The organism is Mucilaginibacter sp. P4_C11 (assembly GCF_056402115.1).
Genome location: NZ_JBFUIA010000012.1, coordinates 121,664 through 148,281, shown reverse-complemented (window position 1 = coordinate 148,281; position 26,618 = coordinate 121,664). Strand labels below are relative to the sequence as shown.

24 protein-coding genes are annotated in these 26,618 nt (G+C 43.1%); 18 read left to right on the top strand and 6 right to left on the bottom strand.

Annotated features, from left to right (window positions below):
- Positions 1–30 precede the first annotated feature (30 nt).
- The 5 genes from ribD to bioB all read left to right on the top strand — a co-directional run bounded on the left by ribD (position 31) and on the right by bioB (position 5,366).
- Positions 31–1,077 (top strand): bifunctional diaminohydroxyphosphoribosylaminopyrimidine deaminase/5-amino-6-(5-phosphoribosylamino)uracil reductase RibD, encoded by a 1,047-nt coding sequence (gene ribD / locus AC1DU2_RS13210; protein WP_477384869.1) that lies wholly within the window; start codon positions 31–33, stop codon positions 1,075–1,077.
- 162 nt (positions 1,078–1,239) lie between these two features.
- Complete coding sequence (locus AC1DU2_RS13205) at positions 1,240–2,133, top strand: EamA/RhaT family transporter (protein WP_477384868.1); 894 nt, start codon at positions 1,240–1,242, stop codon at positions 2,131–2,133.
- Positions 2,134–2,204: 71 nt separating this feature from the next.
- Entirely contained in the window at positions 2,205–2,819 is a 615-nt protein-coding gene (locus AC1DU2_RS13200; RefSeq protein WP_477384867.1) for an IMPACT family protein, read from the top strand.
- A gap of 132 nt (positions 2,820–2,951) precedes the next feature.
- A complete protein-coding gene (gene mgtE, locus AC1DU2_RS13195) occupies positions 2,952–4,307 on the top strand; it encodes a magnesium transporter (RefSeq protein WP_477357945.1) in 1,356 nt (451 codons plus the stop codon).
- 57 nt (positions 4,308–4,364) lie between these two features.
- Positions 4,365–5,366: a biotin synthase BioB gene (gene bioB / locus AC1DU2_RS13190; RefSeq protein ID WP_477357942.1), complete on the top strand. Its 1,002-nt coding sequence runs from the start codon at positions 4,365–4,367 to the stop codon at positions 5,364–5,366.
- 388 nt (positions 5,367–5,754) lie between these two features.
- Here bioB and AC1DU2_RS13185 read toward each other — a convergent pair whose 3' ends face one another.
- Positions 5,755–6,246, bottom strand: coding sequence for a YajQ family cyclic di-GMP-binding protein (locus AC1DU2_RS13185; RefSeq protein ID WP_439697824.1), 492 nt, complete (start codon positions 6,244–6,246; stop codon positions 5,755–5,757).
- 187 nt (positions 6,247–6,433) lie between these two features.
- Here AC1DU2_RS13185 and ppk1 point away from each other — a divergent pair, with 187 nt between their 5' ends.
- The 8 genes from ppk1 (at position 6,434) to AC1DU2_RS13145 (ending at position 14,491) form a co-directional block, all read left to right on the top strand.
- Entirely contained in the window at positions 6,434–8,485 is a 2,052-nt protein-coding gene (gene ppk1, locus AC1DU2_RS13180; protein WP_477384866.1) for a polyphosphate kinase 1, read from the top strand.
- Entirely contained in the window at positions 8,482–9,360 is an 879-nt protein-coding gene (locus AC1DU2_RS13175; protein WP_477357936.1) for a Ppx/GppA phosphatase family protein, read from the top strand. The genes ppk1 and AC1DU2_RS13175 overlap by 4 nt, the downstream gene beginning before the upstream one ends.
- Positions 9,361–9,542: 182 nt before the next feature.
- Positions 9,543–10,106, top strand: coding sequence for a UbiX family flavin prenyltransferase (locus AC1DU2_RS13170; RefSeq protein ID WP_477357933.1), 564 nt, complete (start codon positions 9,543–9,545; stop codon positions 10,104–10,106).
- A 169-nt stretch (positions 10,107–10,275) separates the two neighbouring features.
- On the top strand, positions 10,276–10,626 hold the full coding sequence (locus AC1DU2_RS13165) for an NINE protein (RefSeq protein ID WP_477384865.1): 351 nt from the start codon (positions 10,276–10,278) through the stop codon (positions 10,624–10,626).
- A gap of 117 nt (positions 10,627–10,743) precedes the next feature.
- On the top strand, positions 10,744–12,063 hold the full coding sequence (gene mtaB / locus AC1DU2_RS13160) for a tRNA (N(6)-L-threonylcarbamoyladenosine(37)-C(2))-methylthiotransferase MtaB (RefSeq protein ID WP_477384864.1): 1,320 nt from the start codon (positions 10,744–10,746) through the stop codon (positions 12,061–12,063).
- A 29-nt stretch (positions 12,064–12,092) separates the two neighbouring features.
- Positions 12,093–13,259, top strand: coding sequence for a prolipoprotein diacylglyceryl transferase (locus AC1DU2_RS13155; RefSeq protein WP_477384863.1), 1,167 nt, complete (start codon positions 12,093–12,095; stop codon positions 13,257–13,259).
- Positions 13,252–13,737, top strand: a complete 486-nt coding sequence (locus AC1DU2_RS13150; protein ID WP_477384862.1) for a GtrA family protein — start codon at positions 13,252–13,254, stop codon at positions 13,735–13,737. The genes AC1DU2_RS13155 and AC1DU2_RS13150 overlap by 8 nt, the downstream gene beginning before the upstream one ends.
- The gene (locus AC1DU2_RS13145) at positions 13,703–14,491 is read left to right on the top strand and encodes an inositol monophosphatase family protein (protein WP_477384861.1); all 789 of its coding nucleotides are present in this window, start codon (positions 13,703–13,705) and stop codon (positions 14,489–14,491) included. Before AC1DU2_RS13150 ends, AC1DU2_RS13145 begins: the two co-directional genes overlap by 35 nt.
- A gap of 183 nt (positions 14,492–14,674) precedes the next feature.
- On the opposite strand, the gene AC1DU2_RS13140 is transcribed toward AC1DU2_RS13145, so the two are convergent.
- The 3 genes from AC1DU2_RS13140 to AC1DU2_RS13130 all read right to left on the bottom strand — a co-directional run bounded on the left by AC1DU2_RS13140 (position 14,675) and on the right by AC1DU2_RS13130 (position 16,541).
- Positions 14,675–15,226, bottom strand: coding sequence for a NifU family protein (locus AC1DU2_RS13140; protein WP_147051710.1), 552 nt, complete (start codon positions 15,224–15,226; stop codon positions 14,675–14,677).
- Positions 15,227–15,488: 262 nt separating this feature from the next.
- The gene (gene xth / locus AC1DU2_RS13135) at positions 15,489–16,274 is read right to left on the bottom strand and encodes an exodeoxyribonuclease III (protein WP_477357915.1); all 786 of its coding nucleotides are present in this window, start codon (positions 16,272–16,274) and stop codon (positions 15,489–15,491) included.
- A gap of 90 nt (positions 16,275–16,364) precedes the next feature.
- A complete protein-coding gene (locus AC1DU2_RS13130; protein ID WP_477357912.1) occupies positions 16,365–16,541 on the bottom strand; it encodes a hypothetical protein in 177 nt (58 codons plus the stop codon).
- Positions 16,542–16,958: 417 nt separating this feature from the next.
- Between AC1DU2_RS13130 and AC1DU2_RS13125 the strand changes: the two genes are divergently transcribed.
- The gene (locus tag AC1DU2_RS13125) at positions 16,959–17,177 is read left to right on the top strand and encodes a hypothetical protein (RefSeq protein WP_477357909.1); all 219 of its coding nucleotides are present in this window, start codon (positions 16,959–16,961) and stop codon (positions 17,175–17,177) included.
- A gap of 220 nt (positions 17,178–17,397) precedes the next feature.
- Here AC1DU2_RS13125 and AC1DU2_RS13120 read toward each other — a convergent pair whose 3' ends face one another.
- The gene (locus tag AC1DU2_RS13120) at positions 17,398–19,278 is read right to left on the bottom strand and encodes a gliding motility-associated C-terminal domain-containing protein (protein WP_477357907.1); all 1,881 of its coding nucleotides are present in this window, start codon (positions 19,276–19,278) and stop codon (positions 17,398–17,400) included.
- Positions 19,279–19,718: 440 nt separating this feature from the next.
- Here AC1DU2_RS13120 and AC1DU2_RS13115 point away from each other — a divergent pair, with 440 nt between their 5' ends.
- From AC1DU2_RS13115 to AC1DU2_RS13100, 4 genes are all read left to right on the top strand, one after another.
- Positions 19,719–22,439: an outer membrane beta-barrel protein gene (locus AC1DU2_RS13115; protein WP_477357905.1), complete on the top strand. Its 2,721-nt coding sequence runs from the start codon at positions 19,719–19,721 to the stop codon at positions 22,437–22,439.
- A gap of 374 nt (positions 22,440–22,813) precedes the next feature.
- On the top strand, positions 22,814–23,794 hold the full coding sequence (locus tag AC1DU2_RS13110) for an NAD-dependent epimerase/dehydratase family protein (protein ID WP_477384860.1): 981 nt from the start codon (positions 22,814–22,816) through the stop codon (positions 23,792–23,794).
- Positions 23,795–23,797: 3 nt separating this feature from the next.
- Positions 23,798–24,592 carry an SDR family NAD(P)-dependent oxidoreductase gene (locus AC1DU2_RS13105; RefSeq protein WP_477357889.1) on the top strand — a complete coding sequence of 265 codons (795 nt, stop codon included), beginning with the start codon at positions 23,798–23,800 and terminating at the stop codon, positions 24,590–24,592.
- Positions 24,589–24,879 (top strand): hypothetical protein, encoded by a 291-nt coding sequence (locus tag AC1DU2_RS13100; RefSeq protein WP_477384859.1) that lies wholly within the window; start codon positions 24,589–24,591, stop codon positions 24,877–24,879. The genes AC1DU2_RS13105 and AC1DU2_RS13100 overlap by 4 nt, the downstream gene beginning before the upstream one ends.
- Here AC1DU2_RS13100 and AC1DU2_RS13095 read toward each other — a convergent pair.
- Positions 24,876–26,588 carry an LA_2272 family surface repeat-containing protein gene (locus AC1DU2_RS13095; RefSeq protein ID WP_477384858.1) on the bottom strand — a complete coding sequence of 571 codons (1,713 nt, stop codon included), beginning with the start codon at positions 26,586–26,588 and terminating at the stop codon, positions 24,876–24,878. The two genes, AC1DU2_RS13100 and AC1DU2_RS13095, sit on opposite strands and share 4 nt — an antisense overlap.
- Between the last annotated feature and the right edge of the window lie 30 nt (positions 26,589–26,618).

Sequence of the window (26,618 nt, the reverse complement as noted above, 5' to 3'; positions counted from 1 at the left end):
ACAAAGTAACATAAAAGCTACTTTTGCAGCATGGTTCAACATGAAATTTTTATGCAGCGCTGCCTTGAACTTGCTCAGCTTGGCGCCGGGTACGTTAGCCCGAACCCGATGGTAGGCGCGGTAGTTGTTCATGAAGGCAAAATAATAGGCGAGGGTTATCACCAGAAATACGGCCAGGCCCATGCCGAAGTAAATGCAATTGTGCAGGTAACGGCCAAATTTGATAACGCCGCTGAACTGTTAAAGCAATCAACCATATACGTTTCATTGGAGCCTTGCGCGCATTATGGTAAAACACCGCCTTGTGCCGATTTGATTATTGAACATCGAATTCCCCTGGTAGTTGTTGGCACCCGCGACCCTTTTGCCCAGGTTGACGGTAAAGGAATTGAAAAACTTAAAGCTGCCGGTATTGAGGTAATAACAGGTGTGCTGGAAAAGGAATGCCAGTGGCTTAACCGCAGGTTTTTTACCAAAGTACAAAAGCACCGGCCATACATTATATTAAAATGGGCGCAAACCAACGATGATTTTTTTGCGCCTGCTGATGGTAGCCAGCTTTGGATAACGGGCACCCAATCACGCAAGTTGGTACATAAATGGCGCAGCGAGGAAGATGCCATTTTGGTAGGGAAAAATACCGTTGCCATTGATAACCCGCAATTGAACGTACGGCATTGGGAGGGAAGATCGCCAAAACGGGTGGTGATAGACAGGAGGCTGGAACTTAATAAAGAGGCCAACGTATTTGATCAATCTGTTGAGACACTGGTTTTTAATGAAATAGAATTTAACGCCGACGGAAAAAATAAGTATATTGCATTGGAGGATTTTGACCGCTATGTGCCACAATACATTTTGTACCAATTATATTTGCAGGACATTCAATCGGTGATCATCGAAGGGGGGGCACATACCCTGCAAGTGTTTATTGATGCCGGCCTTTGGGATGAGGCCCGCATTTTTACCGGCAAAACTGTTTTATCAAAAGGGATAAAATCACCACAAATAACAGGTATACTTGCCGCCGAATCATTTATTGAAGACGACCGTTTGCAAACGTTATACAACCAATAAGAATTAAAAATAGAATCAAGAATTAAGAGTCAAGAATCAAGATAGGAGAAATATGGGACAGCGAAAAAATAAGCTTGTAATTTGCAGCTGATGCTTTCGCCTGAAGCAAAAAAGTCTTAATTCTTGACTCTGGATTCTTGGCTCTACTACGCACCACCAATTATGCTATTTGTTTTTTTAAGTATCTGTTGTAGTGTTATTGTGTCGGTTATGCTCAAGCTGGCCAGGCGATACCATATTGATGTTTACCAGGCTGTCACCTGGAATTATTCGATGGCTATCCTGCTTACCTGGTTTTTTTACAGGCCGTCGCTTGCCAACTTAAGCCAGTCGCCCGTTTATAACTATATCGCGCTCGGGGTTTTATTCCCGGCCTTGTTTATCATTATGGCAACCTCGGTGCGTAAGGCCGGTATCGTACGTACAGATGTAGCACAACGTTTATCCCTGTTTATCCCGATTATAGCTGCATTTTTGCTTTTTGGCGAGGCATCAACCCCGGTCAAAACAATTGGTATCATACTGGCATTTATAGCTATTTTATGTTCAATCCCATGGCAAAAATCAACAGGGAGGGTTAGTAGCAGTAAAGAAGCAGAAAAAGGTTCATGGGTTTACCTGCTTATCGTTTTCCTGGGCTTTGGCGTTATCGATGTATTGTTAAAGCAAATTACCAAGGTTAATAATGTGCCTTTTACAACGGCCATTTTTATCATTTTTATACTGGCGGTTGCGCTTTCGTTTATCGGGCTTATTTACCAGGTAGTCACAAAAAAAATGCGTTTCTCCTGGCCGCATATCCTCATTGGTTGGGTATTGGGTTTGTTTAATTTTGGTAATATCCTTTTTTATCTGAAGGCGCACAAAGCCCTGGCAAGCAATCCCTCATCGGTATTTTCGTCAATGAATATCGGCGTTATTGTCGTAGGCGCACTCATCGGGATGATTATATTTAAGGAGAAATTAAGCACCCTCAACAAAATAGGGCTGTTGGTTGCCGTGCTGGCAATTGTTGTTATTTATTTTCCGCAAACATTAGGCTTCCTGCACTTGTAATTTAATATTGTACCCATGAATGGCTTTTTAACGCTTTCTGCTTTAAGCCTTCAGCTTTTAGTTCCAAACAAATGCTTTTTGACGATACCTATCAAACCATCGAAAACCCAACGGAAAGTATATTCCGTGACAGGGGCAGCAAGTTCCTGGGGTTTGCTTATCCTATCAGCTCCGATAATGATATTAAAGTTATCGTAGCCAAATTAAAAGCCGAACACCCTAAAGCCAATCACCATTGCTGGGCCATGCGCCTGGGTACTGATAGATCTGTTTACCGGGTGAACGACGACGGAGAACCATCGGGCACCGCCGGCCGGCCAATACTAAATATCCTGCTGTCAAAAGATGTTACCAATATCCTGGTGGTTGTGGTGCGCTATTTTGGTGGCACGCTGCTTGGGGTACCAGGGTTAATTAACGCCTACAAGGTAGCTACAGAAGAAGCCCTGAAGCTGGCCGTCATCATCCAAAAAACGGTGAACGATATTTACACCATTAAGTTTGATTACCTGCAGATGAATGACGTGATGCGGATTATTAAAGACGAAAATCTGCCGGTGCTTGAACAGCAGTTTGATAACGATTGTAGCATGCAGCTGTCTATCCGCAAAATGCAGGTGGAGCAGGTTCTGGGTAAATTAGGAAACGTAACCGGGTTAAAGGCGAAGTATGATTATAGTTTGTAATCGAGGTTAAATACGGTGATTCCTGAGGCTATTTGGTTATCAACGGGCGGTCAAGCTGCTGGTGAGGCTTAATCCCTATTTAACCTCATTTTAATGTAGTAATTGCGGCGTAAATGCTTATTTTCGTCGCATATGCAATCTTTTGACTTAGATAAAACCGATCTCCTCCGCATTAAAACGGCACTTGATGCCGATGATGCTGAATTAGAGAAAGTTCTGAAGGAATATCACGCCTCTGAGATTGCTTTATTGTTTGAACAGCTTGAGCAGGAGGATAAGGAAAGAATCATCAATATCCTGCCCACTGACGTTGCATCCGAAGTTTTATCCGAAATGGATGAGGAGCACAGCCCCGGTGAGCTGCTCCTGAACCTCCATCCTGAAAAAAGAAGCGAGATAGTTGAAGAACTGGATTATGACGATGCAACCGACATTATATCCCAGCTTGATGAAGATGAGCAGCAGGAGATATTAGAAGATATTGATGCCGATGATGCCAGCAGCATCCGCGCGCTTTTGAACTATGCCGAAGATACAGCCGGCGGTTTGATGAACTCCGAACTCATCAAAGTAAATATCCGGCTGGATAAAAAAGAGGCACTGGACGAGATCATTCGCCAATCGGAAGAGATGGAGGAGTTTTACACCATTTACGTGGTTGACGATGCCGATACCTTGCAGGGTATCCTATCTATAAAAGATGTTATAAAAGCCCATGCGGATGCCAAAGTGAGCGACCTGGTAAAACGCGACCCCGTATATGTAAGGGCCGAGCTTGACCAGGAAGAGGTTGCCCGCCTGATATCTCAATACAATTTAACAACCATCCCGGTGGTGGATGACCATATGAAATTGCTTGGCCGGGTTACCGTTGATGATATCATTGACGTAATGGAGCAGGAAAATACCGAAGATATATTAAAGATTTCGGGTGTATCTGAAGACGAAGAATTGAGCGGTAACTGGAAAGATGCCGTAAAAAGTCGTTTGCCCTGGCTGGTTATTAACCTGGCCACTGCTTACCTGGCCGCATCGGTGATCAGGCATTTTGACGATACCGTTTCCCAGGTGAAAGGCATAGCCGCTTACATGACTATAATAGCCGGTATGGGCGGTAATGCAGCCACACAGGCGCTTGCGGTAACCGTCAGGCGTATATCGTTAAGTAACCTTACCGATAGCCAGGCATATAATACAGTTTTAAAAGAATTTTTAGTTGGTATGCTTAACGGGGCCGCCAACGGACTGGTTGTTTTTTGCATCGCCCTGTTTTATGATGCCAACCCTATGCTTGGCCTGGTTTTGTTTTTAGCCATGACAGGTAACCTCATCATCGCGGGTATTACCGGTGCATCTATACCACTGGTATTAAAAAGGGTAGGGATTGATCCGGCGGTGGCATCGTCTATCATTATTACCACCTTTACCGATTGCGCCGGATTTTTATTGCCCTTATACCTGGCTACCAAGCTTTTGTTGAAGCATTAAGCGTAACTGGCGTTTTATGCGATATTATTATAAATTTGAACCATCAAAATTTGAGATATGACTGAAGTAAGATACGACTGGACAAAAGAAGAAATAGCTGAAATATACCATACCCCATTACTCGACCTGGTTTACCGCGCGGCAACTGTACACCGCGAAAATAAGGATTACGCCGAAGTACAGATCAGTTCGCTGATTTCTATCAAAACCGGCGGCTGTTCTGAAGATTGCGCTTACTGCCCGCAGGCTGCCCGGTACAATACCGGTGTAGATGTACATGCCATGATGCCCAAAGATGAAGTTATTGCTGCTGCCGAAAAAGCAAAAGCGGGTGGCGCATCGCGTTTATGCATGGGTGCGGCCTGGCGCGAAGTGCGCGATAACCGCGATTTTGATAAAGTGATTGATATGGTAAAGGCTGTTAATAGCCTTGATATGGAGGTATGTTGCACACTGGGCATGCTTACCGAGAGCCAGGCGCAACGATTGGCAGATGCAGGCCTGTATGCTTATAACCATAATCTGGATACATCTGAAGAGGATTATAAGCGCATTATCACCACGCGCACTTATGACGACAGGTTAAATACCATTAAAAACGTACGTAAAGCAAAAATTACAGTTTGTAGCGGTGGCATAGTTGGTTTGGGCGAAACTGTTGACGACAGGATCTCGATGCTGAAAACATTGTCAAACCTACCCAAACATCCCGAATCGGTACCTATCAATGCTTTGGTGCCCATCGCTGGTACACCACTGGCCGATCAGCCCCGCGTACCTATCTGGGATATGGTAAGGATGATTGCTACCGCCCGTATTATTATGCCGCGTTCGGTAGTGCGCTTATCTGCCGGTCGTACCGAAATGAGTACTGTTGAGCAAGCCTTTTGTTTTATGGCAGGTGCCAGCTCTATTTTTGCAGGCGAAAAGCTTTTGACAACACCAAACCCGTCATTTGATACCGATATGGCTATGTTTGAACTGCTTGGCCTTACACCACGCAAAGCCTTCAAAAACGGTCGCCCAAATGAGGTTAAAGAAATGGAAGCAGCAGGGTAGTTGCCCGGCTGTTTTAAACAAGAAAGGCGCATTATTTGCGCTTTAAAGCCATGTCATTGCGAGGTACGAAGCAATCGCGAACTGTGTAATTCTGGCCTGCAACGGTCGCGATTGTTACGTTGTTCCTCCTTATAAGGACGTGTTCGCAAGTGTTTGATTCCCAATATTCAATAACCGTCATTGCACGAAGCAATCCCCTACATGCTAAGTCCCACATAGTTCGGGATTGCTTCGTGCCTCGCAATGACGGTAGTTTATAGCATTCGTTTAACTATATCAATAGTACGTCATATCAATTTTTTTTCAGGGTTTACCTGAAGGATACTCAATGACATCAATTCGGCTTCCGAACGACTGATTTCTAATCTACAGCTGTGGATTTTCCACCTTAATCCCTCATATTAATAAACTGCAGCGGCTGGCCAAAGTTTTCGGTACGGCATAGGCTGATCACCGCTTGCAGGTCGTCAATTTTTTTGCCTTGTACACGTACCTGGTCGTCCATAATAGAGGCTTGCACCTTAAGGCCGCTGTCTTTTATCTTTTTAACCAGCTTTTTGGATGTTTCTTTGTCGATACCTTCTTTAACCTTTATCTCTTTGCGGATCATGTTGCCCGATGCGTATTGCTCTTTACCAAAATCAAGCGCGCTCGAATCCAGGTGTTGTTTCACCATGCGGCCGATGATGGAATCCTGGATGGCTTTAAGGCGCATCTCGTTTTCGGTTACGATGGTTATTTCATTGGTTTTTTTATCCAGGTCGATAGTGCTTTTTGAATCGTTAAAATCGTAACGGTTAAGTATTTCTTTTTTAGCTGTATTGATGGCGTTATCAAGCGTTTGCCCATCTATTTTGCTTACTATATCAAATGTTGGCATAAGTAAAAGAGTTTATAATGTTTACAAAACTAATGTATTGTAAACATTTACACAGCGCCATTATCAATTTGTTTACATGGGACACTAAATAATAATCATTAAAAACAGGTTTTATGTAGATGAGTTAATATTAAATTAACAAATAAATAAGCAGTTTTGTACACGTGGCCTAAGGGGCACAAATTTTATGGATAAACAACCACCATTAATTAACAGGGAAATAAGCTGGTTATATTTTAACGACAGGGTTTTGCAGGAAGCTGCCGATCCAACTGTGCCTTTAATTGAGCGCGTACGCTTTTTGGCTATATTTTCATCAAACCTTGATGAGTTTTACAGGGTGCGGGTGGCTACCATGACACGGCTTGCCGCTTTAAACGAAAAATCGAAAGAAATATTAGGCTATAACCCTAAAAAGCTCCTTAATCAAATCAAGAACCTTGTTGTAAAGCAGGAGCGTAAGTTTAATAACCTGTATGAAAATATCATTGTTAAACAGCTTGCCGAAGAAAAGATATTTATCCTGAATGACAAGCAGCTTAACGTAAGCCGGGGTGCCTTCGTTAAAAATTATTTCAGGGAAAAACTGCTGGCCACTTTGGTGCCTATCATGCTTGATGATAGCCTGCCGCTGCCAGAATTAAGAGATCGGGCGATTTACTTTTTTGTAAAGCTTACTAAAAATAAAAAAACACGTTACGCGCTTATTGAGTTCCCGGATACGCTATCAAGATTTGTTGTACTGCCCGAAACCAACAACCTGAAGTTTATTATCCTGCTGGATGATATTATCAGGTACAGCCTGGAAGATATATTTTTCATTTTTGAGCACGACAGCATCGAAGCATATTCCCTGCAGCTCACCCGCGACGCCGAACTTGACCTGGATAAAGAAGTGAGCGGCAAGTTTATAGATGCATTATCAAAAAGCCTTCAAAAGCGCAAAAAAGGTACCCCAATGCGCTTACTTTATGATACCGAGATGCCTATGGATATGTTAAAATACCTGGTAACCAAAATGGGGCTGCATGGCGAAAGCCTTATCCCCGGTAACAGGTATCATAACTTCAAGAATTTTATTTCGTTTCCCAACGTGGGCAGCCCCGATCTGGAGTTTGTTAAATACGCGGCTTTACCGGTAGAAGATTTGTCGTTTGGTAAAAGCTTGCTGGGCCTTATCGCAAAAAAAGATTATATGGTAAGTACGCCATATCAATCATATGATTACATCATCCACTTTTTGCGCGAAGCTGCTATCGATCCAAAAGTTAAAGAGATCAGCATAGCGGTTTACCGCCTTGCCGAAAATTCAAGAATTGTACACGCGTTGGTAAATGCGGCCAAAAATGGTAAAAAGGTGAACTGTTTGGTTGAATTGCGGGCAAGGTTTGATGAACAGAATAATATATTTTGGAGCAACAGGCTGGAAGAAGAAGGCGTGAACGTTTTGTATGGTATAGCAGGCTACAAAGTACACTCGAAGATATGCCTGGTTAGCCGCCTGGAAAAACAAAAGATTGTGCACTATGCCTGTTTATCAACCGGCAACTTTAACGAAAAAACCGCCAGGATATATGCCGATCATACTTTGTTTACCGCAAACAAAAAAATAACCGACGATTTGGATATAGTGTTTAAAGCGCTCAAAAGGAATACCTTACCCAAGGGACTAAAAGCATTGATTGTATCGCCAATTGATTCCAGGCCGGCTATTTATAAACTGATAGATAACGAGATAAAAAACGCTAAGGCAGGTAAAAAGGCCTACATGATCCTGAAGATGAACAGCCTTGCCGATGAAGGGCTTATCAGTAAACTTTACCAGGCAAGTAACGCGGGTGTTAAAATAAAAATGATCATCAGGGGTATGTGTTGCCTTGTGCCGGGAGTGAAAGGTTTTAGCGAAAATATTGAGGTAATAAGTATCGTGGATAAGTACCTGGAGCATGCACGCGTGCACATTTACTGTAATGGAGGGGACGAGCTGATCTATCTTACTTCGGCCGATTTTATGAGCCGTAATATTGATACCCGGGTTGAGGTTGGCTTCCCGATTTTAGACGAGCGTTTAAAGAAAGAAGTTAAGGACATGATTAATATACAACTGCAGGATAATACAAAGGCACGCGAAATAAACAGTGCAAATAGTAATAAATACCACAAAACCAACGCGGCCGAATCGCACAGGGCGCAAATAGAAATATACAATTACCTGAAAACTAAAAACAAACAAAGTTGAGATACGCAGCTATAGATATTGGTTCAAATGCAGTAAGACTGCTGATTGCCGATATTATTGAAAATCATGGTTCCTTTTCATTCAAAAAAAATACATTGATCCGGGTGCCGCTGCGCCTGGGCGACGATGCTTTTATTCAACATAACATTTCTGATAAAAAAGCTGCCGACCTGGTAAAATCAATGAGCGCTTTCCGCAACCTGATGGATGTTTATAAGGTAACCCATTACCTGGCCTATGCCACATCGGCCATGCGCGAAGCTACCAACGGCGAGGATGTTGTTAAACTGATTAAGGAACAAGCCAATATCGACCTTGAGATTATCCATGGCTCCAAAGAAGCAAAGGTGATTTACGCCAGCCATGCCGAGCAAACCATTGATAAAAGCAAAAGTTATTTATACATTGATGTTGGCGGCGGCAGTACCGAACTTTCGTTGTTTTCGGCAGGAGAGTTAATGGCCTCCAAATCGTTCAATATAGGCACTATCCGCATTCTGGATAACCAGGATACCGAAGAAACCTGGGATGAAATGAAGGAGTTTATCCGCGAACATACGCGGGGCTATAAGCAGCTGTTAGGTATAGGTACGGGTGGCAATATCAACAAGTTGCACCGTTTGGCCGAAGAAGGCGATGAGGTACCTATGGCTTTTACCAAGCTAAAATCGTTGTATACTTACCTTAATTCTTTTTCGCTTAAAGATCGTATTAATGTGCTTGGCTTAAACCAGGATAGGGCAGATGTTATAATCCCGGCCTGCGAGATTTATTTGACAGTTATGAAAAATGCGGGGATAAAACAAATATATGTGCCCCGTGTGGGTATGGTTGATGGTATTATCCAAACGCTGATAGATCTGAATTTGTCTTAACAAAAAAACTTAACAAAAAAATAACGTAAAAATATTTTTACAAATTTGCTTTATAATATAAAAACAGTTAGTACATTTGTAGTGCCCTCTCAAGGGCATGTTTTTCATAGGTAGATGTAGGGTCGGGTACTTGTATTCGACCCTTTTTTGTGCCCGTTTTTTTGGATTGTTGGAGAGAAGTAATGAAGAAGAAGATAGTAGTTGCCATCACAGGCGCCAGCGGCGCTATTTATGCCCACCTGTTGTTAAAAAAGTTAAACCAGCTGAAAGATCAAATTGCCGAAGTTGCTGTTGTGATGTCGGATAACGCCAAAGACGTATGGCGTTTTGAGTTGGGAAACGATGATTACAGCAAGCAAGACTTTAAATTTTACGCCAAAAACGATTTCATGGCGCCATTTGCCTCCGGGTCGGCAAAGTTTGATACCATGGTAATTGTGCCATGTTCTATGGGTACGCTCGGCCGGATAGCTGGCGGGATATCAGACGATTTGATAAGCCGCGCCGCCGATGTGGTTTTGAAAGAGCGCCGCAAACTCATCCTTGTTGCCCGCGATACGCCGTTAAGCCTTATCCACATCCGTAATATGGCCACCGTTACCGAGGCCGGAGGGATTATTTGCCCCGCGATACCATCATACTACAGCAAACCGCAAACTATTGAAGAACTGGCGATGACGGTAGTTAACCGGGTTATTGACCTGATGGGATTGGAGAATGAAAGTTATGAGTGGAAAGGGATATAATTATTGCTTAAGGTTTATCGGTTGTTGTTTAATGATATTAATAATTTAATATTGATGTCGATACCCATAGCGGGTGCGTGTCTGACCTGAATTATGTTGGATGTTTTGTACACATTAGGAAAATGTTTACCTTAGTTATGCCAAAAGTAAACTCCGGTTCGCCCGAATAATGAAATCTAAGTCGACTGCATACATTTTATGTTTTTTTTTAGGTGTACTGGGCGCGCACAAGTTTTATCTCAATAAAACAGGCGTTGGTATACTTTATTTTTTCACACTTGGCCTGGCTGGCATCGGCTGGATTATAGATTTGTTTACCCTGGGCAGCCAGGTTGATGCCTGTAACGCATTGGTTAAACGTAGCCGCGGTGCAAAGCATGTTCTAAATACCCCCGATTATAGTAGTGCTGCAACGCAACGGAGTTTATCCGAACAATTACACGAACTTCATATGCTTAAAGAAAAAGGTATAATAAGCGAAGAAGAATACACCAGGCAAAAGAGCAAAGTATTGGCGTAAGCTGCTTTTAATTGTGCTTACTATCGGGAGAGTTAGCTATAAATAATTAACCCCAAAGTAAAATCACTAATTCAATAACTCAGTAATTCACTAATTGCTTATCTTTGCGCCCTTGCAATGAATAAGAAAGTCGCTTTTTACACTCTTGGCTGTAAGCTTAATTACTCGGAAACCTCGTCAATAGGCCGGATGTTTACCCAGGCCGGTTACGATACGGTTGAGTTTTCAAACACGCCCGACGTTTTTGTGATCAATACTTGCTCGGTAACCGAAAACGCCGACAAGAAGTGTAAAAAGATAGTTAAAGAAGCGCTCAAGATTTCCCCGAATGCTTACGTAACCATTGTAGGTTGCTATGCCCAGTTAAAGCCACAGGAAATTGCCGATATTCCCGGCGTTGACATGGTACTTGGCGCTGCCGAAAAATTCCAGATCATTGATCATATTACCGACCTTACCAAAAAGCCCAAAGCAGTTGTTTACAACCAACCTGTGAGCCAGGCCAACCAGTTTGTACCTGCATATTCATTTGGCGACCGTACCCGTACGTTCCTGAAAGTTCAGGATGGCTGCGACTATTCCTGTACCTTTTGCACCATTCCCCTGGCCCGCGGTGCCAGCAGGAGCGACACCATTGCCAACGTAATTGAACAGGCTAAACAGATAAGTGCTTCGGGCGTAAAAGAAATAGTACTTACAGGTGTTAACCTGGGCGATTTCGGGATCCGCAACGGGCAACGGGAGGATAAGTTTTTTGACCTGGTTAAAGCCCTCGACGAGGTAGAAGGGATAGACAGGATCCGCATTTCCTCTATCGAACCAAACCTGCTTACCGACGAGATCATCGCTTTTGTGGCTACTTCAAGACGGTTTGTTCCCCATTTTCACATCCCGCTTCAGTCTGGTTCCGACAAGATACTCGGCCTGATGCGCCGTCGCTATAAACGCGATTTGTATGTAAACCGCGTAGCCAAAATAAAAGAACTGATGCCCGATTGCTGTATTGGGGTTGATGTTATTGTAGGTTTCCCCGGCGAAACACGTGAGGATTTTATTGATACCTATAATTTTTTAAACGATCTGAACGTTTCATACCTGCACGTATTTACTTACTCCGAAAGGGAAAATACCCTGGCCGCCGAAATGAAAGGCGTAGTACCTGGTTCAGCCCGGGCGGATAGAAGTAAAATGCTGCATATATTGTCTGAAAAAAAACGCCGGGCTTTTTACGAAACCCAGTTAGGCAAAACCGATGAGGTTTTATTTGAGGGTGATATTAAAGACGGTTTTATGCATGGCTTTACCCGCAACTATGTAAAGGTAAAAGCCAAATACGATCCTATATTGGTAAACGAATTGAAAAAGGTTTGCTTAACAAATATTTCACCGGATGGTGATGTCGAAATAACAGAAGGTGAAGAAATATTAGTTCATTAAAACGCTATCTTCGCTTCAAATTACAACCTATGTTTCCAACCATAACATCGCTTCTGCAATATCTTTTCGGTTTTAATTTCCCGTTGCCTATACAAACATTTGGTTTTTTTGTAGCTATAGCTTTTATGGCAGCATACTGGGCCTTTGTTCAGGAATTTAAACGGAAAGAGAAGCTGGGGATTCTTCATTCATCAAAAAGAACGGTACTGGTTGGGCAACCTGCTTCGGCAGCCGAATTGGCCGGTAATGCTGTATTTGGTTTTATTTTAGGGTATAAATTAATCGACTCGGCATTAAATTACCATGCACTTTTAGATGATACACAGGGTTTCCTGCTGTCATTAAGAGGCAATTGGATAGGTGGTATTATAGGTGCCGCAGCTTTTGCTTACTGGGCGTATTATGAAAGCGAAAAGCAAAAATTAGCCAAACCCGAAAACAGGGAAGTAACCGTACACCCGTACGAAATGATGGGCAGCATTTTGTTGTGGGCTGCCATATTTGGCTTTGCAGGCGCCAAGTTATTTAATGCCCTTGAAAACTGGGGCGATTTTATGAAAGACCCGGTTGGCATGCTAATAGGTTTTAGCGGCCTTACTTTTTATGGTGGCCTTATTTGCGGTGGCGCGGCCGTGTTATATATTGCCAATAAAAATGGCGTTAAGCCTTTAGATATGCTGGATATTGGTGGCCCAGGTATGATGCTGGCTTATGCATTAGGCCGTGTTGGCTGCCAAATGTCGGGCGATGGCGATTGGGGGGTGGTAAACCTTGCGCCGAAACCGGGCTGGCTGAGCTGGGCGCCTGATTGGGTATGGTCTTTTAAATTCCCGCACAATGTTAATGACGAGGGTGTTCCCCTGGCAAATTGCATAGGTAAATTTTGTCACGAACTGCAATACCCTGTATACCCAACATCGTTATATGAATGCATCATTTGCCTGTTACTGTTTGCGTTCCTGTGGAGTATCCGCAAACAGATCAAAAATTCAGGCGTTCTGTTTGGTATTTATATGATATTAGCCGGTGTTGAACGGTTTTTTATCGAACTGATCCGTGTAAATACAAAATATCAGGTGGCTGGTATTCGCTTTACCCAAGCCGAAATGATCTCGTTGATTATGGTTATTGGTGGTGCTGTGTTAATTGCAAATGGTTTAAAAAATAAAAAAACAGCTACAGCACAGCATGGCTAATAAAAAACAGGCTCATAAGCTGTTAAATAACCAGGTATTCAGGTTTGTGCTTTCGGCTGGTGCCGGTTTTGTTGTCGATATCTCTGCTTTTTATCTTTTTTATCATAACCTGTTAGCCAGGCATACTTACCTTATCGGTTCATACACTTTTCGTAATTCTACTTTATCGTTAGCCATCTCGTTTTTGCTTGGGGTAATTGTCAATTTTGCCATTACCCGCGCGCTTGTTTTTACCGAGTCAAAATCATCTGCTTATAAACAGTTTTTTCGTTTTATAGCTGTTGCCTGTGTTGGTTTTTTCGCCAACCTTGGGCTAATAAAAATATTGATCCAGGTTTTTGGTATCTACGCTCCCGTAGCGCGTATAGGTGCAGCTTTGAGCTTGTTTTTTGCAAGCTTTTTTATTCACAAGGTTTTTTCATTCAGCTTATCATTACGTAAACATGCAACTGCAAAACATAACGCAACAAGTAATTGAAATAGCCAAACAGGCAGGCGAATTTATCAGGCAGGAACGCAAAGCGTTCGACCCCGATAAAATTGAATACAAAGGCCTTAATGATATGGTGTCATACGTTGACCAAACTGCCGAACGGATCATTGTTGAAGGCTTAAAAAAAGTACTGCCCGAATCTGGTTTCATCACCGAAGAAAAAACTACTACAATAGTGGGCGACCGATATAACTGGATTATCGACCCGTTGGATGGCACCACCAATTTTATTCATGGCGTGCCTGCTTATTCGGTAAGTATAGCACTAAAGGAATATGATGAACTGGTGGCCGGAGTTGTGTACGAGATAAACCAGGACGAATGTTTTTACGCATGGAAAGATGCTCCTGCTTATCTGAATGGCCGAGAAATCCATGTAAGCAAAAACACTACGGTAAGTACAAGTCTTATTGCTACAGGTTTCCCTTATTATGATTTTAGCAAGCAGGCCCAATATATCGAACTATTTACCGAACTGATGAGAAGCAGCCACGGCCTGCGCCGCATTGGTTCGGCAGCTGTCGACCTGGTTTACACCGCCTGCGGCCGCTTTGATGCCTTTTACGAATACAACCTGAACGCCTGGGATGTAGCCGCCGGAATTGTAATTGTAAAACAGGCAGGTGGCGATATAGTAAACTTTAAAGGTGGCAGCGAAGTGCTGGAAACAAGGGAATTATTAGCAAGCAATGGTAAAATAACAGGGGAGATGCTGACTGCGATCCAAAAATATTTTTAATTTGGATTGCACCGATTATTAAGCGATTGCACCGATTATTTAGGTGATCATGCTGGTTTGATTTTTTGGCATCATTACCGCTTTAAACAAGAAGCTTCACTGATTTTAATTGAGAATCAATTTAATCAGTGAAGCTTTGTTATATCGGCGAAATTACCTTGAAAATCGGTGAAATCCCCCCAATTATAGTGCTTCAGATACCACTTCAGTAACTTCGGGAACCATGCGTTTAAGCAGGTTTTCGATGCCGGCTTTAAGCGTTATAGTCGACGACGGGCAACCGCTGCATGAACCGCGAAGCTCGACAGTTACCACACCTTCATTAAATGAACGGTAGGAAATAGCGCCGCCATCCTGCTCAACAGCCGGGCGAACATAATCATGCAATATCTGCTGAATTTTAACCTCTGTTTCAGATCCTTCAAAGTTTGTTTCCTCAGACTGCTCTTCTAATTGGATCTTCAACTCCGATTCAACCGCGCCCTTTACAAACTCTTTCATAATAGGTTCAACGTCGGCCCAGTCGCTTTCATCCGTTTTGGTGATGGTAACGAAGTTGCTGGCGAAGAAAACACCATTTACAAACGAAAATTTATATAATTCCTTAGCGAAGGGTGATTTATCGGCGCTTTCTTTAGTAGCGAAATCGGCACTGCCATTAATCAGCAACTTGTTCACAATGAACTTCATTGTTGCCGGGTTTGGCGTTGATTCGGTATATACGTTGATATTCATCGAAAATTCTATTTAGATTAATTAAACAAATTTAATCACCTTTTTGGTTTAATTACAATACTAAAATTGTTATGACGGGGAAATGATAGATATGCAGTACCCCAGGCGTCATTACGGGTAACTACGCGTGTTGCCGGAAAAAATAGTAATGACACTTTTGTTGATTACATAGTTGATGAAGATTAGCCTTGCAAAAAAAGCGAGCTACTTACCCGTTTAAACCCTGCGCCCCTCCCGCAGCTCTCTTGCTACCTGATACTCACTACTTGGTACTATCTTCAATTTCTATCCATACCGGGCAATGGTCGCTGGTTTTTTCCCAGCCGCGCACGTTGCGGTCAACACCGGCTGCCTGCAGGCGGTCGGCTACGTGGGGGCTTAGCAGGAAATGGTCAATCCGTAGGCCGGCGTTGCGGCCATAGGCGTTGCGAAAATAATCAAAAAAGGTATAGATCACCTCGGTTGGGTATAGTTTGCGGATGGCGTCTGTCCAGCCCTGGTCCACAAGGTTTTTGAAGGCCAGGCGCACTTCAGGGCGAAAGAGGGCATCGTCCAACCAGCGTTCGGGTTTGTAAACGTCCAGTTCGGTGGGCATCACGTTATAGTCGCCGGTAATTATAGTAGGTATTCCATGCGCCAGCAGGCCCGAGGCGTGGCTGGTAAGGCGTTCAAACCAGCGCAGCTTATAATCCAGTTTGGGGCCCGGAGCTGGGTTGCCGTTAGGCAGGTACAGGCAGCCGATGACTATGCCATTTATAAACGCTTCAATGTAGCGGCTATGCTCGTCGTCGGGGTCGCCGGGCAGGCCTTTGCGCAGTTCTTTAATCTCGTAGTTATTACGGGCCAGGATGGCTACGCCGTTCCAGCTTTTTTGCCCATGCCATATGGCGTTGTAGCCAGCGTTGGTAATGGCCTCCAGCGGGAATTTATCCTGCGGAGCTTTTAACTCCTGCAGGCAAACTACATCGGGCGCGGTTTCGGCAAGCCAGCGCAGCAGCACCGGCAGGCGACCGTTTACGCCATTAACATTATAGGTGGCAATTTTCATGTAGTTAAAAATTGAATATTTGTGTAAAAAGTTAACGAAAATTAAGCCATAATTATTCAAAAACTGAATTTACCTGCACAAAAATTGCAACTATGAGAATAAGCCATGCGTAATCTCTTCAACTTCCGAATCGCCGTAGAAAAATATGGTTAAGCCGCGTGGGCCATCGGTGATGGTAAGGATGTCCTCGCGTTTGATATCGTTTTCGTTAATGAAACGCGCCAGCCGGTCTGGGGTGCTAAAAGAGTCGGTTTTTACGATGATCATAGTGGTATGTTTTTACTAAGATAGAAAAATGGCAGGTTTTGTTACAGGCGGGCGGATTGAAAAACAAGGTGTCTCCGGGTGTATGATGGATACCTGGTTAATATATAAGGATTTGATTGCCAATTGTTTGTGAAATTAAAAAAAAACATTATAGCACTTAAATATCTTATAATCAGTTATTTGTATTATTCCCCCGAACACCCGAACACCCGAACGCCCCACAAAAAACCGAACGCCCGTACGCAAATATTTTTTTGGCAATTACAGGTTATGGTGCAACCTTTTGCCAAAAGCATGCGTCACATAACATAACGCTTATGTATTATTAAATAATTTAATATATAATACAACGTTTATATAGGTATTTATACAAAACATGCTATCCGCACCGAAAAATAACCAATAGCCCCGAATTATATGGAAGATCATATTTGGATGCTTGTTACCAAAAAAATGGCAAATGAGGCTACCGGGGAGGAGTTAGATGAATTAGACAGCTTGCTTAAACAAAATCCGATTGCCCATAATTCGTTGAAATTGCTTTTTGATTGGTGGGATACTGATGATGAGCCGGCCGAAGACAATACCCATTTGCAGTTTAAAAAAATATTGGCACGGATAAGTTATAAAAAGTAAAAAACAAGGTGCAATTACCACTTGTTACTTTTTCATCAGCTCTATAATCAACAAACCGACTACGATATTGGCATTTTGCCTGAAATATTTTTAATACTATACACAATCGGATGATGGTAATACAATTATCGCTCAAAAAAATTGGTTTACCCAAAAAACTTTGCTGAAAACATGATTAACGGTATCTGTTTGGGGCATTTACAGAAGCTTAGGTATTGGGTTACAATACAATAAGCAACCAACCCGATAATACCGTCCCGTTTTTTAAATCGATGCGGTAATAGTAAGTACCGGTGGGTAGTTTGTTGCCTTTGCTGCTGCCATCCCAGGCTTTTGAATAGCCTTTGCACTCAAAAACCAGGTTGCCGTAACGCCCAAAAACCTGTGTTGTCGATGCCGGGTAAGTATCCAGCGCTTCAATTTTCCAGGTATCATTATTGCCGTCGTTATTGGGGCTAAAACAGTTTGGTATAATTACCTTTTTGTAAACGCTTATAAAAACCTGGTCGGTTTTCTCAACACCACAGGGCGCACCGGATGTTACATGCAATGTATACGTGATATCGCCGATGGGGGATGCTATGGGGCTAAGTAAATAGGGGTTGTCCAGGTAATCGGCAGGCGTCCAGTAATACGTTACATTATCGCCGGTTGCTTTGCCATTTAGTTGTGTTGTTTGCCCCAGGGTAATGTGTTTATCAGGGCCGGCATCGGCCACCGGGTCTTTTATCACTGTAACAATAACGCTATCAGTTGCTGTGCAGCCGTTGCTGGTTACCGTTACGGTGTATTTGGTGGTCGTATCCGGGTGCGCAAACGGATTGGCTATAGTGGCGTCAGATAGTCCGGTTGCCGGCGTCCATTGGTATTTTGTGCCGCCCGTTGCCTGCAAAGCAATACCGTTGCCCTGGCAAACAGCTACCCCGGCACCTGCATACGCGTTTATTTTAGGGTTTGGTACAACATTAACACTATCAGTTGATGAACAATCGCCGGTGGTAACAGTAACCTTATAATAACCCGCCTTTACGTCTGCCGCCATTACAACCGGGTTTTGCTGGCCGGATGTAAAGCCGCCGGGCCCTGTCCAACTGTAACTACTGCCTTCGGAGGCAAAAAGCATCAGGTTATCGTTGTAGCAAACGGGTGTCGAAGCGGTGGCTATAGCCCGTGGCGGCTGTTTAACTGTAAGCGTAATTGGCTGCGATACTACCCGGCACTGGCTGGAATTGATGTTGATAGCTTCGGCGCTGGTAAGCCTGTACTGGTAAGTGCCGGCTGCTACAGGTTGGGTAGCCTGGTATGATAAGGTGCTGGCCCCAGGTACGGCTTCCCAACTGCTGCCGTTATTAATTTGCCATTGGTAGGCAGGGTTGGTGTAATTGAAACCGCTTGAGAGCGTGGCATTTAAGCTAAAAGTTTTATTGCCGCCTTCGCAAGCTGTAAGCATGATGTTTTGGGCATCAAACGCCGGAGTTAGTGTAGGGCCATAGGGGCTAAAGGTGATATCATCCAGCGCGATATCATTGCCATAGCCGCCACCGGCATTGTTGGTCATTTTCAGGATAATATCGCCGCCTGTGGCAGGTGTTGTAAACGTAATACTGTATTGTTGCCAGCCCAGTCCGTTCGGTATGGGGCCGGTATTATAAGTTTTAACGCCATCATTGGTGGCCACCGAAAAGGTAATGTCGGGTTTAATACCATCAAATTGCATTAGGTTTAATAAATAAGCGCTAAAGCGATATGTAGTGTTGGGGCAAAGATCCCTGATCCGTTGGTTAAAGAAATCGCCGGGAAACTCGTTGGCACCGGCTACCATCATGTAACCTCCGGGATTACCGGTATGGTCGCCGGTTACCAGCCAGGCGCCGGTGTACATACCCTGGGTCGAGTTTGCTATCGTATAAGTACCGTCGGCCGGGGTGCCTGCAAAATAACTATAGGTGGTAGTATAATCGCTGTTGTTGATTTTAGGGCCAATTGTACTGTTGCCCGATCCAAAATCAATAGTAAAAATAGGATCGCCTACCTGGGCATACGCACTTAGCGTAATAAATGCAAACAGAAAAACAAAAACCAGCAAGGTATATAGTTTCATGTATTTGAAAGCAATAAGGCCTGGATTTATGCAGGATTATTGGTTGGTAATTGGCAAATGGTAAAGCTATCAAAGCATGTATTCAATTAAAATGGATAAAACTTAACATTTGATGGATAATACTTTTAAAGTATATCCGTTTACCTGTTTTGTAAAATATAAAATATTACCTAAGCATCTTTATTATGAATCGCAAAATCCAGCACCGCTTATTTATTAGCAGTATTATCCATTATAATATGCAGATAGTCCATTTTTAGGATGCATTATCGCTCATATTTTTGGATGAGCTGTTAACTGACCTCATTTTTTTATATATCCATCAGGATAGCAAATATCCTTTTATCAATACATCGCCTGCTTTTATGAAGTAAACTCCTGCCCGTTATAAAAAAAACTGCCACAAGCCTTCAATCTACCTTATTACACCTTACACATCCATGCGCTACCTTCTTATCCTATTATTCCTTTTTACCGGTATATCCATTTCTTTTGCCCAAAAACATGTAACTATTAAGGGCCACGTTGTCGATTCGTTAAACAGAAAATCCCTTGAATTAAGTACCGTGGCCGCGGTTGATTTAAAAGATACATCGCTTATAGCTTATACGCTAAGCAAAAAAAACGGCGAGTTTGAACTAAGCAACCTCCCGTCGGGAAAAAAAATCAAACTGGTGATATCATACACAGGCCACAAAAGTTTTATCAAGGCTTTAACTTTTCAAAAAAACGAGGTGGTTGATCTTGGCGAAATTGCGCTGAGCAATAAAATGTTGGATGAGGTAGTAATCAAGGCCGAGCGTTTGCCCATCACCATTAAAAAAGACACCATTGAGTTTAGTGCCGAGGCTTTTAAAACCCGGCCCAACGCAGTGGTAGAGGAGTTACTCAAGAAACTACCCGGCGTGCAGGTTAACGGCGACGGCACCATAACCGTGAATGGCAAAAGTGTAAGTAAAGTACTGATAGATGGCAAACAGTTTTTTGGCAGTGATATTAAAATTGCCACTAAAAACCTGGATGCAGCCATAGTAGGTTCGATACAGGTTTATGATGACAGGGAGAACGACCCCGACCACCTGATTAGTGATACCAAAGTACAAAAGGTGATTAACCTGAAACTGAAAAAAGCCATAAAGCGCAGTACGTTTGGTAAAGGTTTTGCCGGCGCAGGCACGCGCGACAGGTATGAAAGCGGCGGCTTGTTTAACATGTTCAGGGATACCTTACAGGTAAGCCTCATCGGCTTAAGCAATAACCTTAACCGTACCGCTTTTTCAAATGATGAATTGTATTCGCAGGGCGGGTTTGATAGGAGCGGCGGCAATAACCTTTATAACGGCACTGTGAATACCGGTGGCCAAAACTGGGGCGGAGGTATCGAAAAAATAACATCGGGTGGATTCAATATCAATACCGACTATGGCAAAAAGCTAAAATTGAACCTGCTATATTTTTACAGCCAAAAAAACAATACGTCACAAAACCAGGCGCACGTGCAGAAGTTCCTGGGCGATACTACGCTTAATACCACATCAACTAATGATAACCGGTCAAACAATTACTCGCATTCCATAACCGGCCTGGTTGATTGGAATCCGGATACGCTTAATACCATCCACTATTCGCCTAAGCTTGTTTTTAAACGCGATAATTCGTCAAATAGTTCTTTTTCTGATAATTATAACAATTTTGAAGGTCATTTAAATACCAATGGAGGCAGTTCAAGCAACAAAAGCCATGGCACAGATTTTCAGCAGGACTTTTATTATAACAAGCGACTGAAAGGAAAAAAGGGAGCATCTATAAATATAGGCCATAACCTGCAGTACAGCCCCAGCCAATCGCAAAGCCTGAGTAAAACAAACCTCAATTCATTTGTATCAAGCCTTAAATCGGATACCTTAAACCGGCAGGGCAACGGGAAAAACTCCAATTTCTCGGCGGGTTTAAATGGGAGTATCAGGTACCCGTTTACCAAAAAATTGATTGTTGATGTTACCACATCGGGCAATTATAGCCGGTCGCGCGAAGAGAATGCTGTTTTTGATTTTAATAAAACTACCCAGGTTTATGATATTTACCTGCTTAGCCAAAGTACCAACCTTAAACGTAATTTATTTACCGAGGATGTTAAGCCCGGTATTACCTACCAGTTTACCAAGGAGATATCGCTTATCGCGGGCTTATCATTTAACTGGCAGCAGGCCGAAAATAAATTTGCTGTCGCGACAAATTATCACAACTACCTCTTTTTCCTGCCGACTATAAGAATGGAGCTCGGGTCTTTTTCTGTTGGTTACAACCGCTCGGCCAGTTTGCCATATTTATCTGCCTTACAACCGCAAACTATCGTTTATAGCCCGTTATACAGCTTTACAGGCAATCCCAATTTAAAGCCGACTATTAACGATAATGTCAATATCAATTTTAATAAGTACTTCCAGGCATCGCAGGTTAATATTTATAGTTATGCCAGTTTCAGTACAGAGCAGGATGCCATTGTGCAAACACAAATAAGCGTAGCCAATGGCGCGCAGGCCACCAATTTTGTAAATCGCGATGGGCAGTTTAGCGTAAATGGATCAATGGGGATGTACAAACAGTTTAAAAAGATGGGTAAATGGACGCTGAACACAAATACCTCGGTTTATGGATTTTACCGGCGAAATATTAACATTATTAACGGGGTAGATGGATGGCAAAAGTATTTTTCGCTCGGTTTTAACCAAAATTTCAATATAAACTGGAACGATAAGATAGAGCTTAATGCTGGCGGCGGCTATCGCCCGGTATATACTTCCTATAATTATGGCGACCATAAAAAAGTGTTTACCGATAACTACAGCATGCAAAACAACCTGGTGGTGCGCTGGCCAAAAAAGATAGTGTGGGAAACTAAACAGGAATTTAACTATAACTCGCAGGTGAGCAATGGCTTTCAAAAAAGTGTTAACGTGATAAGTAGCTCGGTAGCCCTTCAGTTCCTGAAAAAAGACAGGGGCGAGATAAAAGTGACCGGTTATGATTTGTTTAACCAAAACACCAGCGTATATCGCTTTACCGGTAATAACACCATTTACGATGTACAGAACAATACGCTGAAGCGCTATTTTTTATTGACGTTAACCTACAAGTTCAATACCTTGAGTACAAAATAGCCAGGCAAGGCAAACGCATCAACATAGTTAATGGAATGAGGTTATGGCGTCGGGAAGATATAAGTATCAAACGACACCTTGTTTTTATTGGTGGATCCTGGTTAAATGATCCGGTTACCGAAGGGACTTTTATTGGCCAACAACAGGCACAAGTATTAGGATACACCTAAATTTTGCGATCAGTTTCGTGTTAACCATGATTAAATATAAAATATTGATTGTCAAGTATTTATAAATTTTTTATCTGAAATGTGTTAAGTTATGTTAACCCAATTAGAGGAGCTTTCCTGTTTGTATGCCGCTTGTTTTTCGAAACATACCCAATTTTTCATAATCAACATAGGGGTAAACCTTAATACCGTTGTATAACGGTTATGAAAATATTAGTTACCGGCGCTACCGGCTTTATTGGCCGCCAGCTTACGTTAGCGCTTGCCCAAAAAGGTTTTGATGTGAAAGCCTTATGCCGAAATACGGCGCATCCCTTCCTGCTCAAACATAAAAACATTGAGCCCGTTAAAGGGGATATACTCGATGCTGCCGGTTTGCTTAATGCCATGCAGGGTTGTAGCCAGGTTTATCATACTGCAGCCCTGGCCAAAATGTGGAGCCGCAATCCCGATGATTTTCATGTAACCAATGTTACCGGCACACATAATGTGTTGGAAGCGGCCGCTAACGCAGGCATTCAAAAAATAGTTTATACCTCAACCTGCGGTGTATGGGGCCCAACGCTAAAATACCCGCTAAGCGAGAACGAGCCCCGGATAGTTGGTTTTCCGATAGCCTACGAGCGTACCAAATACCTGGCCGAGCTGGAAGTACAGCAATTTGTAAAGCAAGGTTTGGATGTGGTTACCGTAAACCCATCCCGCGTGTTTGGCGAAGGGCCGGTAACCGATAGCAATACCGTTGGTAAAATGGTTTCCGGCTATTTAAAAGGTAATTGGCGCATTATCCCCGGCAATGGACAGCTGGTGGCTAATTATGCTTTTTTAGATGATGTAGTGGCTGGCCACATGGCTGCGATGGAAAACGGTATTGCCGGTAACCGTTATATTTTAGGTGGCGAGGATATTAGCTTCAATCAATTTTTTAGTACGCTCACGGCTGTGTCTGGCAAATACCGGCGCATGCTCAATATTCCGCAGCGGGCTATTAAAGCTTATAGCAGGGTTGAGTGGCTGAAAACCAGGCTTACCGGTTTACCTCCGGTGTTTCTGCCCGAGTTTGCCGACCGGTTAAAATTCGATCAAAAATATAGTAGCCAAAAAGCTGTTGATCAGCTGGGTTATCAAATAACCCCTTTTTATGAAGGGATGCAGCGCACCGTTAACTATTTAAAGGTAAACTAAGCCATGACGCAATTAACCGCCATAATTACCGGCGCCAGCGAAGGCCTGGGCAAATCATTTGCCATTGAGCTGGCCCGGCGTAATATTAATTTATTGCTGGTAGCGCTGCCCGGCTCGGGCCTTGGCAATTTGGCTGCCTACATCCGTAAAAACTTTGATGTGCATGCCCATCACCTGGAAATGGATTTGACCAACGTAGAAAATTACCCCAAGATATTTAGCTACCTGCAGGAAAGAGGTATTACCGCCAACCTGCTCATCAACAATGCGGGGCTGGGCAATTGGTCGTGGTTTGAAGAGAAGGAGATAGCTTTTTATAAAATGCAGATAGAGCTTAATGTAGTAACGCCGGTATTGCTTACCCGTTTGTTTTTAAAGCAGGCCGATGGTAAAGTAACATCTTACATTTTAAATGTGGGTAGCCTTGGCGGCTTGTTTGTAGTACCAAAAAAGCAGGTTTATGGCGCCACTAAATCATTTATCCGTTATTTTACAAAATGTTTGCAGCTGGAGTTATCCGGCTCAAATGTAAGCATCAGCTTACTTAGCCCCGGTGGCATTAATACCAAACCAGAATTGTTGGTGCTTAATAATAAATTAAAAGGTGTATCAAGGGCCACCATCCTGGAAGCCGAGGATGTGGCGCGTATTGCTATTGATGGCCTGTTAAAAGGAAAAAAAGAGATTATCCCCGGCGTAATTAATAAAATGATGTTTATTTTAGATAGTATTTTACCTGGATTTTTAAAACAAGCTATTATTCAAAGCCGTTTAAAAGTCATCCTTAAAAATCAATGATCATAGCCCTGCACGCATATCGCCCTATTAAACAACTTTGTCGTTATTGCCGGATCAGCAGTAGCGGCTTCAGGTTGCTTGATGAAGAAACAGTGGCATTTATCTCCGGTATTTTTCGCGGTATCACATTTGAGTTTCACAGCGATTACTGTGACGTAAACATTGGGCATATGCATACCAGTTTAGATTTGGCCGGAGATTTTTCGACAGATGTTTTGATTGGTTTTTTGACAAAACATAATGTACTCAGGGCAGGCGAGCTGGATAACCAGGCGTATATGGCTTAAAAGAAATTAAACCCGGCATTCCAGCCCAGCCACCAGGAATGATGCTGGTTTGCGCTGAAATTGTGCTGCAGGTTTTGCGCCAAGCCGTAGTCTTTAACCGCATTTTCCTGGTCCGAGTAGTAAAAATTCAGGGAGGGGCCACCAAATAATGATGCTTTTTTGCCCAGTTTAAGGTTCAGGTTAGCATCAAGCCGTTGCAGCAGGTTGGTATAGCGCCAGTTTCCTTCATACAGGTAACGACTGCTAATTTCGGGGTTAAAAGTAAGGTGTTTGCCCATGTCAAGTACCGTACCCAGTCCCATTCCCATGCCGTATATCTTACTGTTTTGGTTAATCCTTATGCCTCCGGTGTAAACCGTATAAAAATTATTGCTGCCGGTTTTTATGACTATGTTGGCATTTAACGTTTCGTTGGATGACAAAGTTAATTTGTTATACCCATTGCGGATATAGTTGATAAGCCCAAAACTGAAACCCGATGAGGTATCGGCTACATTAATCAACCCTAACTGAACACCCCTTAGTTTTTTGGCAAAATTGAAAAAGCCAAATTGCACCCCCTCAAATTTTTGCTGTGCTATATTGCCCGCGCCTATCTGCAGGCCGCTTACATTTTTGCCGGCGATATTGCCCAACAGCGCTACCTGTAAACCAGAAACCTTACCACGCACATGGTTGTAAGTGCTTAATTGTACGCCTGATAGGTCGCGCTTAATGCTGTTGTGTAAAAATGTAAACTGAAAGCCTTCTACACTGCCCAAAACATTGTTGTACAAGCCGCTTAACTGCACGCCGCTAACGTTACCGCCAACCACATTAAAAGCGCCTGCCACCTGTACGCTTTGTACATCGCCTTTATCAAGGTTAAATATTATGCCCATTTCAGCGCCGCGTACCCCGGCGCTGTAGCCGCCTATAGCGTTTATAGATACAATATTGATAATTTGGCCGTTTAAGGCGCCATGTGTGCTTACATTGGGTATAGCCGACGCCTGGAACGGTGCATTAGCCACCAGGCCGCGCAAATTGGCCGCCTGTATTTGTTGTTTTGTTGACAGCAGCAAACGGCCCAGCCCGGTTTTGGTTATATCATCGTTGCTATCATTTGCTATATAGCTAAACAGGCCACTATCCGGCCGACTTGTAATTTGTACATCGTTTAAAAATGTGATGGTTGTATCTTTATAAAGTTCTTTACTGATGGTTAACCGAACCGGCCGGCCTTCATTTTTCAGGTGCAACTCAAAGTAACCGTTTTGGTCGGTCATGGCCGATTGCAGCAGGCTTTTTTCGTATACACTTGCGTTAGGTAGTTTTTTTCCGGTTTGCTCGTCGGCAACAAAACCGGTTATAATGTATTCCCTGTTTTCGGTATTTGATTTTTCGGTAGTTAAGCCAAGTTGCAGGGGGGCGTAACGCAGGATGATAAAGCCTTTGGCATCCTTGTATTCAAAACGCTTCATCAACATCTGGTCAAGCACCTCTTTAACGGTCCAGTTATCGGCATCAAGGCTTACCAGGCTATCGGCTTTTATCAGGTTGCTGTTATATGAAAAGTAAAAGCTGCCCTTGTCCTCCATGGTTTTGAAAACCATGCCCAGGCGCTGTTTTTTTACGTGAATGGTGATATTACGGGCTAGATTAACCTGCGCCGCTGCATGGTTATGCAGGCTGGCGAAAAACGCGACCGCAAAAAAGACTAAAAGCATCCGGTTTAAATAATACATAGCACGAGGTAG